Source organism: Microbacterium sp. CFBP9034 (genome assembly GCF_034045255.1).
In the GTDB taxonomy this organism is placed as follows: domain Bacteria; phylum Actinomycetota; class Actinomycetes; order Actinomycetales; family Microbacteriaceae; genus Microbacterium.
Genome location: NZ_JAXCWC010000001.1, coordinates 1,226,758 through 1,241,519, shown reverse-complemented (window position 1 = coordinate 1,241,519; position 14,762 = coordinate 1,226,758). Strand labels below are relative to the sequence as shown.

The 14,762-nt window shown below is 69.2% G+C and carries 13 protein-coding genes; 5 read left to right on the top strand and 8 right to left on the bottom strand.

Features of this window, described 5'->3' with window-relative positions:
• Positions 1-37: 37 nt before the first annotated feature.
• The 8 genes from SOM19_RS05560 to SOM19_RS05525 form a co-directional block, all read right to left on the bottom strand.
• Positions 38-1,153: an adenosine deaminase gene (locus SOM19_RS05560; protein WP_320485554.1), complete on the bottom strand. Its 1,116-nt coding sequence runs from the start codon at positions 1,151-1,153 to the stop codon at positions 38-40.
• Between the two features lie 61 nt (positions 1,154-1,214).
• Entirely contained in the window at positions 1,215-2,507 is a 1,293-nt protein-coding gene (locus SOM19_RS05555) for a thymidine phosphorylase (protein WP_320485553.1), read from the bottom strand.
• Positions 2,504-2,905, bottom strand: a complete 402-nt coding sequence (locus SOM19_RS05550) for a cytidine deaminase (protein ID WP_320485552.1) — start codon at positions 2,903-2,905, stop codon at positions 2,504-2,506. Before SOM19_RS05550 ends, SOM19_RS05555 begins: the two co-directional genes overlap by 4 nt.
• A gap of 144 nt (positions 2,906-3,049) precedes the next feature.
• Positions 3,050-4,336 (bottom strand): ABC transporter permease, encoded by a 1,287-nt coding sequence (locus tag SOM19_RS05545; RefSeq protein ID WP_320485551.1) that lies wholly within the window; start codon positions 4,334-4,336, stop codon positions 3,050-3,052.
• Positions 4,333-5,664 (bottom strand): ABC transporter permease, encoded by a 1,332-nt coding sequence (locus SOM19_RS05540; RefSeq protein ID WP_414683627.1) that lies wholly within the window; start codon positions 5,662-5,664, stop codon positions 4,333-4,335. The genes SOM19_RS05545 and SOM19_RS05540 overlap by 4 nt, the downstream gene beginning before the upstream one ends.
• Positions 5,661-7,178, bottom strand: coding sequence for an ABC transporter ATP-binding protein (locus tag SOM19_RS05535; RefSeq protein ID WP_320485550.1), 1,518 nt, complete (start codon positions 7,176-7,178; stop codon positions 5,661-5,663). The genes SOM19_RS05540 and SOM19_RS05535 overlap by 4 nt, the downstream gene beginning before the upstream one ends.
• 100 nt (positions 7,179-7,278) lie before the next feature.
• On the bottom strand, positions 7,279-8,406 hold the full coding sequence (locus SOM19_RS05530; protein ID WP_320485549.1) for a BMP family lipoprotein: 1,128 nt from the start codon (positions 8,404-8,406) through the stop codon (positions 7,279-7,281).
• Positions 8,407-8,556: 150 nt separating this feature from the next.
• Complete coding sequence (locus SOM19_RS05525) at positions 8,557-9,672, bottom strand: mannose-1-phosphate guanylyltransferase (RefSeq protein ID WP_320485548.1); 1,116 nt, start codon at positions 9,670-9,672, stop codon at positions 8,557-8,559.
• A 281-nt stretch (positions 9,673-9,953) separates the two neighbouring features.
• On the opposite strand from SOM19_RS05525, the gene sdhC reads away from it, so the two are divergent.
• The 5 genes from sdhC to SOM19_RS05500 are packed head-to-tail and all read left to right on the top strand — an operon-like array spanning position 9,954 to position 14,762.
• A complete protein-coding gene (sdhC, locus tag SOM19_RS05520; RefSeq protein ID WP_320485547.1) occupies positions 9,954-10,391 on the top strand; it encodes a succinate dehydrogenase, cytochrome b556 subunit in 438 nt (145 codons plus the stop codon).
• On the top strand, positions 10,391-10,843 hold the full coding sequence (locus tag SOM19_RS05515) for a succinate dehydrogenase hydrophobic membrane anchor subunit (RefSeq protein ID WP_320485546.1): 453 nt from the start codon (positions 10,391-10,393) through the stop codon (positions 10,841-10,843). Before sdhC ends, SOM19_RS05515 begins: the two co-directional genes overlap by 1 nt.
• Positions 10,844-10,883: 40 nt before the next feature.
• Positions 10,884-12,710 (top strand): succinate dehydrogenase flavoprotein subunit, encoded by a 1,827-nt coding sequence (gene sdhA, locus SOM19_RS05510; RefSeq protein ID WP_320485545.1) that lies wholly within the window; start codon positions 10,884-10,886, stop codon positions 12,708-12,710.
• The gene (locus tag SOM19_RS05505; protein ID WP_320485544.1) at positions 12,710-13,510 is read left to right on the top strand and encodes a succinate dehydrogenase iron-sulfur subunit; all 801 of its coding nucleotides are present in this window, start codon (positions 12,710-12,712) and stop codon (positions 13,508-13,510) included. The genes sdhA and SOM19_RS05505 overlap by 1 nt, the downstream gene beginning before the upstream one ends.
• A 10-nt stretch (positions 13,511-13,520) precedes the next feature.
• Positions 13,521-14,762 (top strand): MFS transporter, encoded by a 1,242-nt coding sequence (locus tag SOM19_RS05500; RefSeq protein ID WP_320485543.1) that lies wholly within the window; start codon positions 13,521-13,523, stop codon positions 14,760-14,762.

The window sequence follows — 14,762 nt, the reverse complement described above, 5'->3', positions numbered from 1 at the left end:
CGGGCGCTGCGACGGTGCGCAGCACCCGGCGCGCGGGCTACTGCTCGAAGCCCTCGGCGATGAGCTCGATGAGCTCCTCACGCTCCTCCACCGGCAGGAACGCGCCCGCCGCGGCGTTGAGCTGGAACGACTCGAGGTCGTCCAGGCCGTACTCGAACGTCTCTACGAGCTGAGCCAGCTCCCGCGTGAGCGATGTGCGGCTCATCGTGCGGTTGTCGACGTTCACGGTGACGGCGAACCCGAGCTGGTACAGCAGGTCGAACGGGTGATCCTCGAGCGTCGTGCCCCACGCCGCGATCGCTCCGGTCTGCAGGTTCGACGACGGCGAGAGCTCGAGCGGGATCTCCCGGTCGCGCACCCAGCGCGCCAGGTCGCCGAACTGCACGAGCACGTCCTCGCCGGCGCGCGAGACGACCTCGAGGTCCTCCGCGATGCGCACGCCGTGGCCGAGGCGCAGCGCCCGACCGTCGATGAGCGCCGAGCGGATCGAGTCGAGCCCGGCGGCCTCGCCCGCGTGCACGGTGGCGGGGAAGAACTCCGCTGCGAGGAAGTCGAACGCCTCGCGGTGCCGTGAAGCCGGGAACCCGTCCTCGGGCCCGGCGATGTCGAAGCCGACGGCGCCGCGCGTGCGCCAGTCGACCGCGAGCTTCGCGATCTCGAGCGAGCGGTCGGTGTGACGCATCGCGGTGATGAGCTGACCGACGCGGATGTCGCGGCCGCGCCGCTCCGCGGCGTCTTCGCCCTCCTCGATGCCCTCCTGCACGGCTGCCACGACCTCGTCGAGCGACAGGCCCTGCGCCAGGTGCTGCTCGGGCGCCCAGCGCACCTCGCCGTAGATGACGCCGTCGGCCGCAAGGTCCTCGACGAATTCCCGCGCCACGCGGGTGAGGCCCTCGCGGGTCTGCATCACCGCCGTGGTGAGGTCGAAGGTCTTGAGGTACTCGACGAGTGACCCGGAGTCGCTCTTCTCGGCGAACCAGTCGGCGAGGTCGTCGGCGTCGGATTCGGGCACGTCGAGCCCGATGGCGTCGGCGAGGTCGATGATCGTCGCCGGGCGCACGCCGCCGTCGAGGTGGTCATGCAGCGAGACCTTGGGCAGGCTGCGGATCGACACTCCGTCGATGACGGCATCGCCGTGCTGGTCGATGGGCATGGTGTTGTTCTCCTCGGAGATCGTCGGTGGGGTGGTGGGGCGGACGAGGGATGCCTCGGCCTCAGGCGGTGATGCGCTCGAGCACCAGCGGGGCGGTGGCCGGGGCATCCGTCCCGACCTCCCACGCACCCGCAACGGCCTCGAGCGCGCGGTCGAACCTCGACGCATCGTGCCCGAGCAGCGTGAACAGCGGCTGACCGGCCGCGACCTCGTCGCCGGGCTTGACGTGGAGGTCGATGCCGGCGGAGTGGATCACGGGGTCCTGCGCACGGGCGCGGCCGGCGCCCAGGCGCCACGCGGCGATGCCGAACGGCAGCGCCTCGACGCGGGTGACGAAACCGGCGGTGGTCGCCGTGACCGTGTGCGTCTCGTTGGGCGTCGGGAGCGCGGCATCCGGATCGCCGTCCTGGGCGCGGATCATTTCGCGCCACCGGTCCATCGCGCGACCGTCGGCGAGCGCCGCCTCGACGTCCGCGTCGGGCTGGCCGGCGAGCGACAGCATCTCGCGCGCGAGCGCCACGGTGAGCTCCACCACGTCGGAGGGTCCTCCGCCGGCGAGCACCTCGACCGATTCGCGCACCTCATTGGCGTTGCCGATGGCGAGGCCGAGTGGGGTGTTCATGTCGGTGAGGAGGGCGGTGGTGGACACGCCGGAGTCGGTGCCGAGCGCCACCATCGTGCGCGCGAGCTCACGCGCCCGGTCGACATCGCGCATGAACGCGCCCGAGCCGAACTTCACGTCGAGCACGAGCGAGTCGGTGCCCTCCGCGATCTTCTTGGACATGATGCTGGAGGCGATGAGCGGGATCGCCTCGACCGTGCCGGTGACGTCGCGCAGCGCATAGAGCTTCTTGTCCGCGGGTGCGAGGCCCGACCCCGCCGCGCAGATCACGGCGCCGACGCCTTCGAGCTGGGCGAACAGCTCGTCGTTGGTCAGCGCGGCCCGCCAGCCCGGGATCGACTCGAGCTTGTCGAGCGTGCCGCCGGTGTGGCCGAGGCCGCGGCCCGAGAGCTGAGGGACCGCCACGCCGAAGGCGGCGACGAGCGGGGCGAGCGGCAGGGTGATCTTGTCGCCGACGCCGCCGGTGGAGTGCTTGTCGACCGTGGGCTTGCCCAGGCCGGAGAAGCTCATGCGCTCGCCCGAGGCGATCATGGCCTCGGTCATGACCCGGATCTCGTCGCGGGTCATCCCGTTCAGGAGCACCGCCATGGCGAACGAGGCCATCTGCGCATCGGCGACGTAGCCCCGCGTGTACGCGTCGATCATCCAGCGCAGCGCGTCCTCGGGGACCGCTCCGCCGTCGCGCTTGGTGCGGATCACGTCGACGGCGTCGAAGGGCTCGACCGCGCTCACCGCCCGGCCTCCTCGAGATCGCGCGGGCCGAACGCGTCGGGCAGCACCTCGTCGATGGTGCGGATGCCCGACACCGTCTCGAGGAGCATGCCGGGAATCGCGAATTCGTACAGCAGCTGGCGGCACCGCCCGCACGGCATGATCGTCTGGCCCTGGCCGTTGACACAGACGAAGGCCACGAGTCGGCCACCGCCCGACATGGCGAGCTCGCTCACGAGGCCGCACTCGGCGCACAGGGTGATGCCGTACGACGCGTTCTCGACGTTGCACCCCGTGACGATGCGTCCGTCCGACACGAGAGCGGCGGCGCCGACCTTGTAGCGGGAGTACGGGACATACGCCCGGGTCATCGCGTCGGTGGCGGCGGCTCGCAGCTCGTCCCAGTCGATGTCGGTCACGAACGGCCTTCTTTCAGAGTGGTGTGGGGAGAGCCCAGTTGACCTCGATCAACCCCAGCGCGGGCTCGCCGGGTGCCCGCGATGCGCGGTCGTGATGCGGAGGCGGTGCCGCGGCATCCGCGGAATTCGCAGCCCGAGGCCATGTCAGCCCTTGATGTACGGTTTGCCCGCGGCGGCCGGCCCTCGGATCTGACCGGCGAACCCGGCGACCGCGATGATCGTCACGAGGTACGGCAGCATCAGCATGAACTCGCTGGGGATCGGCGTGCCGAGCACCGTCAGCAGGTTCTGCAGGTTCGTCGCGAAACCGAACAGCAGCGCCGCGAGGGTCGCGCGGATCGGATCCCACCGGCCGAAGATGACCGCCGCGAGGGCGATGAAGCCGAGCCCCGCGGTCATCTCCTTGGTGAACTGCCCGACGGAGACGAGCGTGAAGTACGCGCCGCCGATTCCGGCGATCGCCCCCGCGAGCGAGAGGTTCCAGAACCGGCTGCTGTTGACCCGGATGCCCACGGTGTCGGCCGCCTGCGGGTGCTCCCCGACGGCGCGAAGACGAAGGCCCCAGCGGGTGCGGTAGAGCCCCCATGCGACGATCGCGACGGTGAAGTACATGAGGTACACGATGAAGGTCTGGTTGAACAGCACGGGGCCGATGATCGGGATGTCGCCCAGCACCGGGATCTCCCAGCGCGTGAAGCGGATCGGGCGGTTGAGGGCCGTCTCGTTCGGCACGAGCAGGGCGCCGTAGAGGAAGCCCGTCAGGCCCGTCACGAGGACGTTGAGCACGACACCGACGATGACCTGGTCGACGAGGTACCTGATCGAGAACGCCGCGAGCACGAACGCGACCAGCACACCGCCGATCATGGCGCCGACGAGGCCCACGAACGGGTTGCCGGTGATGCTCGCGAGCAGCGCCGCGCTGAAGGCGCCGAGGAGGAACTGGCCCTCGATGGCCACGTTGACCACGCCGACGCGCTCCCCGATCACGCCGCCGAGGGCGCCGAAGATGAGCGGGACCGCCAGCGACAGCGAGCCGAAGAGCAGCCCGGTGACCGGCACGAGGCCGCCGGCAGCGGCCCAGGTCAGGAACGCGAAGATCGCGAGCACGCCATACACGATCGGCAGCCAGACGCCGTTGCGCCGATAGGACCAGGCGCTCCACACCGCCCACAGCGTGAGCAGCACGAGGATCGCCAGCACGATCCAGGTCGTCGCGGCCGTCGGCACGCTGACGTTGGGCAGGGCGATCGAGGACGACGGATCGCCGAGGCGGAACGTGCTCACGCCGTCTCGGGGGACGAGCAGGAAGAGCAGGAACAGGAGGAGGGTCGCGATGCCGAGGCTGATCGCCATCTTCCAGTGGCGCACCTTCACGGTCGCCAGCTGGATCGTGCCGTCGGCCGCAGTGGCGGGAGCGTACGTGGTCATGCAGCCACCGCCTTCTTCGCGGCCTTGGCTCGCGCCTTCGCGGCCTTCTCGGCGTCGGTCTTGGGCAGGAAGAAGATCGTGCGCACGAGCGGCGGGGCCGCGATGAACAGCACGATCAGCGACTGCACGACGAGCACGATGTCGACCGGGATGCCCTGCGACGCCTGCATCGTGAACGATCCGGCCTTCAGGGCGCCGAACAGGATGCCCGCGGCGAAGACGCCCCACGCCCGACTGCGGCCGAGGAGCGCGACCGTGATCGCGGTGAAGCCGATGCCCGCGTCGATGTAGCCGTCGAAGCCGCTTGTGACCGCGCCCTGGATCTGGTTCATCGCGGCGAGGCCGGCGAGGCCGCCGGCGAAGAGCATCGCGTAGATGTACATGCGCTGGACCGAGATGCCTGCCGCGCGCGCCGCGTGCGGGTTCTCGCCCACGGCCCGCAGGCGGAAGCCGAGGCTCGAGCGCTCGACGAGCCACCAGACGAACACGGTGACGGCGATGACGATGATGAAGCCCCAGTCGAGCAGCGGGAACTGCGGTCCGAAGAGCTCGGGGAACTGCGCGTTCGGCGGAGTCGGATCCGAGATCGGCTGGTCCTCGGCTGCGCGCTGCAGCAGGCCCGGGGTGCGCACCATCCACGCCACCAGGTAGAACGCGACGTAGTTGAGCATGATCGTGAGGATCACCTCGTGCGCGCCCGTGCGTGCCTTGAGCACTCCGACGATGCCACCCCAGATCGCACCACCGGCGATGCCGGCCGCGAGGGTGAGCGGCAGGTGGAGGAACATCGGCAGGTCGAGGTTGAAGGTCACGAGGGCCGCGACCGCCGCGCCGATGAGCATCTGGCCGCGACCGCCGATGTTGAAGAGGCCGACGCGGAAGGCGAGGGCGACGCCGAGACCGGCCGCGATGAGCGGGGCCGCGAAGCCGAGGGTGTTTGTCAGCGGCCGGATCTGGGTCGCGAAGTCCGCCCCGCGCGGGTTGAAGACCGCACCGCGGAACATCGCCTCATAGCCGCCGTACACCGAGTTCCAGATCGCGACGAACGTGTCGCCCGGGCGGTCGAAGAAGTACACGGATGCCGCGCGAACCTCCTCGTCGGTCAGTGCCATGAGGATACCGCCGACGATCATCGCCGCCACGATGGCGAGCACGGTCGTGACCCAGTTGCTGCGCAGGAGGTCCTTGATGAACACGTTCTGCCGCGGGGGCGGTGCGGTCTCGGGCGTGCCCGTGAGAGGGCCCGACACCTGCGGAAGCTGCTCGGGCGGAAGTCCCTTGGTCGGATCGGTGGTGCCCGGCACCACGCCCTTGTCGTCGTCGTTCACGCGGCCACGTCCCCCGGCTTCTCGCCCGCCATCATCAGCCCCAGCACATCGCGGGGCGTGTCGCCCGGCACGATGCCCACGATCGCGCCGCGGTACATCACGACGATGCGATCGGCGAGGGCGGCGACCTCGTCGAGCTCGGTCGAGACGACGAGCACCGGCACACCGGCATCCCGCGTCTCGACGATCCGCGTGTGGATGAACTCGATCGACCCGACGTCGACGCCGCGCGTGGGCTGCGCCGCCACGAGGAGCTTGAGGTCGCGGCTCATCTCGCGCGCGATGACGACCTTCTGCTGGTTGCCGCCCGACAGTGTGCCGGCCGCGGCGTCCGCGCCCTGGGTGCGGATGTCGTACTCGGCGATGCGGGCCTTGGCGAACTCGTCGAGCACACCGCGGCGGATCGTGCCGCCTCGGACGAACTCGCGATCGCCGGAGCGGTCGAGGATGAGATTCTCGGCGACCGAGAACGCACCCACGAGGCCGTCCTCGGTGCGGTCCTCCGGCACGAACCCGACTCCCTCGTCGAGGATTCCGCGGACGCTCTTGCCGACGAGCTCCTCGCCGTCGAGCGTGACCGAGCCGGACACGCGGCCGGCCAGCCCGACGATCGCCTCGATCAGCTCGGTCTGGCCGTTGCCCTGCACACCGGCGAGGGCCACGATCTCGCCGGGCCGGACGTCGAAGCTGACACTGTCGACCACGACGGCACCGGTCGGAGTGAGCACACGCAGGTCGGAGACCTGGAGGCCACCTCGATCGCCGATGCGGGCCTCCTCCTTGTGCACCGTCAGCTCGACGGCGCGGCCCACCATGAGCGATGCGAGCTCGGCGTTGGTCGCTGTCGGGGACGCCTCGCCGACGACCTTGCCGAGGCGGATCACCGTGATGCGGTCGGCGACGGCGCGGACCTCACGGAGCTTGTGGGTGATGAAGACGATGGACGTGCCCTCGTCGCGGAGCTGGCGCATGATGGCCATCAGCTCGTCGGTCTCCTGCGGCGTGAGCACGGCCGTCGGCTCGTCGAACACGAGCACCTTGGCGTCGCGGGAAAGTGCCTTGATGATCTCGACGCGCTGCTGCACGCCGACGGGCAGATCGCCGACGACCGCGTCGGGGTCGACCTGGAAGCCGAAGCGCTGCGCGACATCGCGCACGTGCTGCCTGGCCTTGGGAAGGTCGAGCGCACCGAGAGCCTTCGTGTCTTCGTGCCCGAGCATGACGTTCTCGGCGACGGTGAACACGGGGATCAGCATGAAGTGCTGGTGGACCATCCCGATTCCGGCGGCCATGGCATCGCCCGGTCCGCGGAAGCTCTGGACGGCGTCGTCCAGCAGGATGGCCCCCTCATCGGCCTGGTAAAGGCCGTAGAGGACGTTCATCAGCGTCGACTTGCCGGCGCCGTTCTCGCCCAGGAGTGCGTGGATCTCTCCCGGCTGAACGACCAGATCGATGTGGTCGTTCGCCACGAGGGACCCGAACCGCTTCGTGATCCCACGGAGCTCGAGCTTCATATGTGCACCTTATCCACTGTCTCCATCGGGCTGGAAGAACCGCGGCCGGGTGGAGGCATCCACCCGGCCGCGGTCAGCAGTCGGTTCGACTACGTCGAGATCACTGCTTGGGCGAGCTGGGCGAGGTCACCTCGAGCTCACCGGAGATGATCGCCTCCTGCAGGGCGGCGAGTTCGTCGGTCAGACCCTCGGGCAGGTCGGCCTCGAAAGCGCCGAAGCCGGAGAGGCCGACGCCCTCGTTCTCGAGCGTGCCGACGTACGGCGTGGTGTCGAAGTCGCCGGTGGCCGCCTGCAGAGTCGCGTCCTGGACGGCGACGTCGATGCGCTTCATGATCGAGAAGAGCACGAGGTCGGCGACCGAGGGGTCGACGACGGCCAGGTCGGAGTCGACGCCGATCAGGAGTGCGTCGGAGCTGGCGTCGTCGATCGCAGCCGCGGCGCTCTGGTAGATCGGCCCGCCGACGGGAAGGACGACGTCGACGCCCTGGTCGAGGATGCCCTGCGCGGTCTGCTTGGCGGTGTCGTTCGCGTCGAATCCACCGGTGAACGAGCCGTCCTGCGCGGCGACGTCCCAGCCGAAGGTCTCGACTGCGCCGTCCTTGTCCTCGTTGTACTTGTCGACGCCGTCGATGAAGCCGTCCATGAAGATCGTCACCGGCGGGATCGGAATGCCGCCGAAGGTGCCGACCTTGTTCACGCCCTGCTCGGCGGACCATGCCGCCGCGGCGTAGCCGCCGAGGTAGGCGGCCTGGACGGTGTCGAACAGGAGGGGCTTGATGTTGTCGGCGTCGGACGCGCCGTCCTGGTCGGCGTCGGCGGAGTCGTCGATGATCGCGTAGTCGATCTCGGGGTTCGCGGTCGCCGAGGCGACCGTGTCAGCGGAGAGCTTGAAGCCGACGGCGACGATGAACGTGCAGCCCTCGGCCACCAGGTTCTCGAGGTTCGGCGCGTAGTCGTTCGCCGAGGCCGACTCGACGTCGATGAGGTCGACGCCCAGCTCTTCGGCCGCCATCTCCATTCCCGTCAGGGCCGACTGGTTGAACGACTTGTCGTTGAATCCGCCGTCGTCCGAGACGAGGCAGGGCAGGAAGCCCTCGACGGCGACGGGGCCTTCCGACTCGGAACTCGTCGGCGACGCTTCCGGGGCGGAGCCACAGCCCGCAAGGGCGACGACGAGACCCGCAGCGGCGATGACGCCTGCGAGCTTCTTGGTGCGTGAGATGGTCAACTCAGCCTCCAGTTGTACGGCCCCGAGTCCTTCACGGGGACTGCACAAAGTTACCCACTGTGACGACGTGCTTGCGGTCTGCACGGCCATCGGGGGCCGAATGGTTACAAAGACGCAATGTGTCGATACGCCCCCGACACGGCGACCACCTCAGAGCACCTCACCGGGACCGTTGAGCTTGAGGGCGTCGACGACTCCCTTCACGCGCTGGGCGTGCTCGCTGGTGGTGACCAGCAGGGCGTCCTCGGTGTCGACCACGATGATGTCGCGCACACCGATGAGGCTGATCACCCGCGAGGTCTGGCTGACGACGATGCCGCTGGCGGCATCCGAGAGCACCCGGGCGTTCTCGCCGAGGATCGCGAGGTCGTTCTTCCGGCCCTGCGAGTTGAGTTTGGCGAGGCTCGCGAAGTCGCCGACGTCGTCCCAGTCGAAGTGTCCGGGGATCACGGCGAGCCGGCCCTTCGCGGCCGCCGGTTCGGCGACGGCGTAGTCGATCGCGATCTTGGTGAGCGTCGGCCACACGCGGTCCACGACCGGCCCGCGGCGGTCGCGGTCGTCCCAGGCCTCGGCGAGGTCCATGAGCCCGGCATAGAGGTCGGGCTGGTTCTCGGCGATCTCGCCGAGCAGCACGTCGGCGCGGGAGATGAACATGCCGGCGTTCCACAGGTAGGAGCGATCGGCGTAGTAGGCCCTGGCCGTCTCGAGGTCGGGCTTCTCGACGAAGCTGTCGACGAGAGCGGCCTCGGGCGCCCCGTTGACCACGAGCTCGCGGCCCTTGCGGATGTAGCCGAATCCGACGGATGCCTCGGCCGGCTGGATGCCGATGGTGCAGATGTAGCCCTCGCGGGCGGTCGCCACGGCCTGGGTCACCGCCCACTCGAACAGATGCGGCACGCGGATGACGTGGTCGGCGGCGAACGAGCCGATGATCACGTCGGGCTCGCGCTTGGCCAGGATCGCCGCGGCCAGCCCGATCGCCGCGGCGGAGTCGCGCGGTTCGGACTCGAGGAAGACGTTCTTGTCGGGGATGCCGGGCAGCTCCTTCTCGACGGCGGCGCGGTGCGCGCGTCCTGTGACGACCGAGATGCGGTCAGGTCCGGCGAGAGGCTCCAGCCGATCCCACGTGTCGCGCAGCAGCGTCTGTCCCGAGCCGGTGAGGTCGTGGAGGAACTTCGGGGCGTCGGCGCGCGACAGCGGCCAGAGCCGGCTGCCGATGCCGCCGGCGGGAATCACTGCGTAGAAGTCCTCGATCGGTTCAGCCATGCCGCCAGGTTATCCGCCGCCGCGTCTCGGGCGCGTGTCGGGCGGGTGACCGCACGATGACGCCGCTCGATCGGGTTCGAACCGCCCGCGCGCAAGATCATCGATTGTTTCCCGCGCGGCAGATCCCTGCGGAAGGAGGGGGACTAAGGCGCCCCTTCGTCGCCCCCCGCCGTGATGCGGCAATAGGATGGACGGAGCGCCCGCGTGACGCCGAGGACCCGATCCGGGTCATCTCAGGGGCATCGTTCCGCCTCATCATGTTCGATCCAAGGAGGACGGCCGTGTCTGCACCAGCACGCGTCACACCGTCGGTATCCGAAACCACTTCCCGAGTACCCCGCGGCACCCTTTACCGCGGGAACGAGGGCATGTGGTCGTGGGTGCTGCATCGCATCACCGGTATCGCGATCTTCTTCTTCCTGCTGGTCCACGTGCTGGACACGGCACTGATCCGCGTCGCCCCCGACGCCTACGACCAGGTCATGAGCTCCTACAAGAACCCGATCATGGGCATGGGCGAGGTCGTGCTGGTGGGTGCCGTCGCGTACCACGCCTACAACGGCCTGCGCATCATCCTGGTCGATCTGTGGCCGTGGGCCACGCGCCACCAGCGCCAGCTGTGGTGGGGCGTCATCGCGCTCTTCGTGGTCACGCTGGTTCCGTTCGCGGTGCGCCATCTGTCGATCGTCTTCGCGTACGGATGGGGAGGCGAGCACTGATGACCGCCATCGCCGACCCGCGCGCTCCGCGCGAGACCGTCCGCCGCAAGGGCCCCAACCTCGAGAAGTGGGGCTGGATCTACATGCGCGTCTCGGGCGTGCTCCTGCTGGTCCTCATCTTCGGCCACCTGTTCGTCAACCTGATGCTCGGCGAGGGCATCCACGGCATCGACTTCGCGTTCGTCGCGGGCAAGTTCGCCACGCCGTTCTGGCAGTGGTGGGACGTGCTGATGCTGTGGCTCGCCCTGATCCACGGCGCGAACGGCATGCGCACCATCGTCAACGACTACGTCGGCCACGAGAAGACGCGCCGCGTGCTGGTGTGGGCGCTCTGGCTCTCCGCCGGCTTCCTGATCCTTCTCGGCACGCTCGTGGTCTTCACCTTCGATCCCTGCGTCCCGAACCTGACCGACGGCAGCATCCTCACCGAGATCTGCAGCGCACAGGGCTGAGCGCGCACCCCCAGGCGAGAGACAACGAGGCAACCCACACGTGAGCACCCAGACCGCGGACTCCTACGTCAAGGACGGCGTCCACTACCACCAGTTCGACATCGTCATCGTGGGCGCCGGCGGCGCCGGCATGCGCGCGGCGATCGAGGCAGGCCCCGGCGCCAGGACCGCGGTGATCTCGAAGCTCTACCCCACCCGCTCGCACACCGGTGCGGCGCAGGGCGGCATGGCCGCGGCGCTCGCCAACGTCGAAGAGGACTCCTGGGAGTGGCACACCTTCGACACGGTCAAGGGCGGCGACTACCTCGTCGACCAGGACGCGGCCGAGATCCTGGCCAAAGAGGCCATCGACGCCGTCATCGATCTCGAGAACATGGGCTTGCCGTTCAACCGCACCCCCGAAGGCAAGATCGACCAGCGCCGCTTCGGCGGCCACACCGCCGATCACGGCAAGACCCCCGTGCGCCGGGCCTGCTACGCCGCCGACCGCACCGGGCACATGATCCTGCAGACGCTGTTCCAGAACTGCGTCAAGCTCGGCATCAACTTCTTCAACGAGTTCTACGTGCTCGATCTGATCACCGTGAAGAAGGACGACGGGTCGACCGAGGTCGCCGGGGTCGTCGCCTACGAGCTCGCGACCGGCGAGCTGCACGTCTTCCACTCCAAGGCCGTCATCTTCGCGACGGGCGGCTTCGGCAAGATCTTCAAGACCACCTCCAACGCCCACACGCTCACCGGTGACGGCGTGGGCATCGTCTGGCGCAAGGGCCTCCCGCTCGAGGACATGGAGTTCTTCCAGTTCCACCCGACCGGTCTGGCCGGGCTCGGCATCCTGCTCACCGAAGGCGCCCGCGGCGAAGGCGCGATCCTGCGCAACGCCTCGGGCGAGCGGTTCATGGAGCGCTACGCCCCCACGATCAAGGACCTCGCACCTCGCGACATCGTCAGCCGCTGCATGGTGCAGGAGGTCGCGGAAGGCCGCGGCGCCGGCCCGCACCGCGATTACGTGCTGCTGGACTGCACGCACCTCGGCGCCGAGGTCCTCGAGACCAAGCTCCCCGACATCACCGAGTTCGCGCGCACCTACCTCGGCGTCGACCCCGTCGTCGAGCCGGTGCCCGTGATGCCCACCGCGCACTACGCGATGGGCGGCATCCCGACCAACAACGACGCCCAGGTGCTGTCGGACAACACGACTGTCGTGCCGGGCCTGTACGCCGCCGGCGAGTGCGCGTGCGTGTCGGTGCACGGCTCGAACCGCCTCGGCACCAACTCGCTCCTCGACATCAACGTCTTCGGCAAGCGCGCCGGCCGCAATGCCGTCCAGTACGTCAAGACGGCGGAGTTCGTGCCGCTGCCGGAGGACCCGGCCGCCGAGGTGCGCGGCCTCATCGAGGGCCTGCGCAGCAACACCGGCACCGAGCGCATCGCGGTGCTCCGCAAGAAGCTCCAGGACGAGATGGACCGCAAGGCCCAGGTGTTCCGCACCGATGAGTCGCTCGGCGAGGTGCTCGTCGTCATCGAGGAGCTGCGCGAGCGGTTCAAGAACATCCACGTCGACGACAAGGGCAAGCGGTACAACACCGATCTGCTCGAGGCCGTCGAGCTCGGCTTCCTGCTCGACATCGCCGAGGTCGTCGTGGTCACCGCCCGCAACCGCAAGGAGAGCCGCGGCGGTCACATGCGCGACGACTTCCCGAACCGCGACGACGAGACGTACATGCAGCACACCATGGCCTACCTCTCGGGCGACGCCGGATCCTCGCACTCGGAGGACCACATCCGCCTCGACTGGAAGCCCGTCGTCTTCACGAAGAACGAGGCCGGCGAGTTGCGCTACCCCCCGCTGGAGAGGAAGTACTGATGGCCACGCTCGTCGCGACGGATGCCTCCGCCGATGTCGTCGATGTCTCGGACGAAATCGAACAGGCGCCCGCAGACACCGGCATCCAGTCGTTCCTGATCACGTTCATCATCCGGCGGTTCGACCCCGAGGTGGACGAGGAGCCGCGCTGGGTGGACTACGACGTCGAGCTGTACTCGACCGACCGCGTGCTCGACGCCCTGCACAAGATCAAGTGGGAGGTCGACGGCTCGCTGTCGTTCCGCCGCTCCTGCGCGCACGGCATCTGCGGGTCCGATGCGATGCGCATCAACGGCCGCAACCGGCTCGCGTGCAAGACCCTGATCAAGGATCTCGACATCTCGCAGCCGATCTACGTCGAGGCGATCAAGGGCCTGCCCCTCGAGAAGGACCTCATCGTCGACATGGAGCCGTTCTTCGCGTCGTTCCGCGACGTGCAGCCGTTCCTCATCGCGAACTCCAAGCCCGAGCCTGGCAAGGAGCGCATCCAGTCCATCGTCGACCGGGAGGTGTTCGACGACACCACGAAGTGCATCCTGTGCGCCGCGTGCACCTCGTCGTGCCCGGTGTTCTGGACCGACGGCCAGTACTTCGGCCCGGCGGCCATCGTGAACGCGCATCGCTTCATCTTCGACTCGCGCGACGACGCCGGCGATGTGCGGCTCGACATCCTCAACGACAAGGAGGGCGTGTGGCGCTGCCGCACGACCTTCAACTGCACCGAGGCGTGCCCGCGCGGCATCGAGGTCACCAAGGCCATCGCAGAGGTCAAGCAAGCGGTTCTCCGCGGACGCGCGTAGCGGCCCGCAGGTGACAGAGCCTCAGCGCAACGACGCGCCCCTCGCTCCGCAGGATCCCACGCTCCGTCGCGCCCGCGGCGCGGTGACGGCGGCCTATGTGGCCCAAGGTCTCGGCTACGCCGTGATCGTGACGTCGCTGCCCGCGCTCAAGGCGCGGCAGGACGTCGACGACACCGTCGTCTCGATCCTCGTGCTCGGCGTGGCGCTCGCCGCCGCGGCGGGATCGGTCATCGCGAACGCGGTCGCGGTGCGCTTCGGAAGCCGCACGGCACTGGCGCTCGGACTCCTCGTCCAGGCGATCGCGCTGCCGATGATCGCGATCCCGACGCCCTTCCCGGTGTTCGCCGCCGCCTTCGCGGTCTTCGGAGTCGGTCTCGGCTGCGTCGATGCCGCTGCGGCGATGCAGGGCGTCGCCGTGCAGCGCGCGTACGGCCGGCATCTCCTCGGCGGGTTCTTCGCCGCGGCCACGGCGGCCGCGATCGCCGGCGCTCTGCTCGTCTCGGCCGTGGCGCTGACCGCGACGGCAGCGGGAATCGCGCTCGCCTGCGCGGCCGTGATCGCCCTCGTCGTGGCACTCGCCGGATACCGGTTCTTCCTCCGCGAGGTGCCGATCGACGACGCCCTCCCGGCCGCAGAGCGCGCGAAGCTCCCGCGTGCGGGCATCTGGGTGTTCGGGCTGGTCATCCTCGCCGTGTTCGTGGCCGACTCGGCGGTGAGCACCTGGAGCACCGTGTACCTGCAGGACGACCTTGCGGCGCTCGCCTGGATCGCCCCACTCGGCTACGCGGCCTACCAGGCCGTCGTCCTGCTGACCCGGCTCGTCACCGACCGCCTGGTCACCGTCATCGGCCGCGGCCGCCTCGTGGCCATCGCCGCGAGCGTGTCGGCGGTCGGATGCCTGATGATCGCCCTGCTGCCGTTCCCCGTGGCCGCCGTCGTCGGGTTCGCCCTGGCGGGGGTGAGCGCCGGTGTGCTGATCCCGGTGACCTTCGGCGCGGCGGGCGAGCTCGCCCCCGAGCACAGCGACCAGGTCATCGCCCGAGTGAATCTGTTCAACTACGCGGGCGCCATCCTCGGCGCCGTGGTCATCGGCCTGATGGCGGACTGGCCCGGGCTCGGGCCGGCCTTCCTCCTGCCGGCGATCGCCCTGGGTGCGATCCTGTTCGCGGTGCCGCGGTTCCGGTCGACGCCGCTTCCCGCCGCGGTCGCCGCCGGCGCCATGGGTTCCCCCGACGCCGGGCGCACTCGCTAA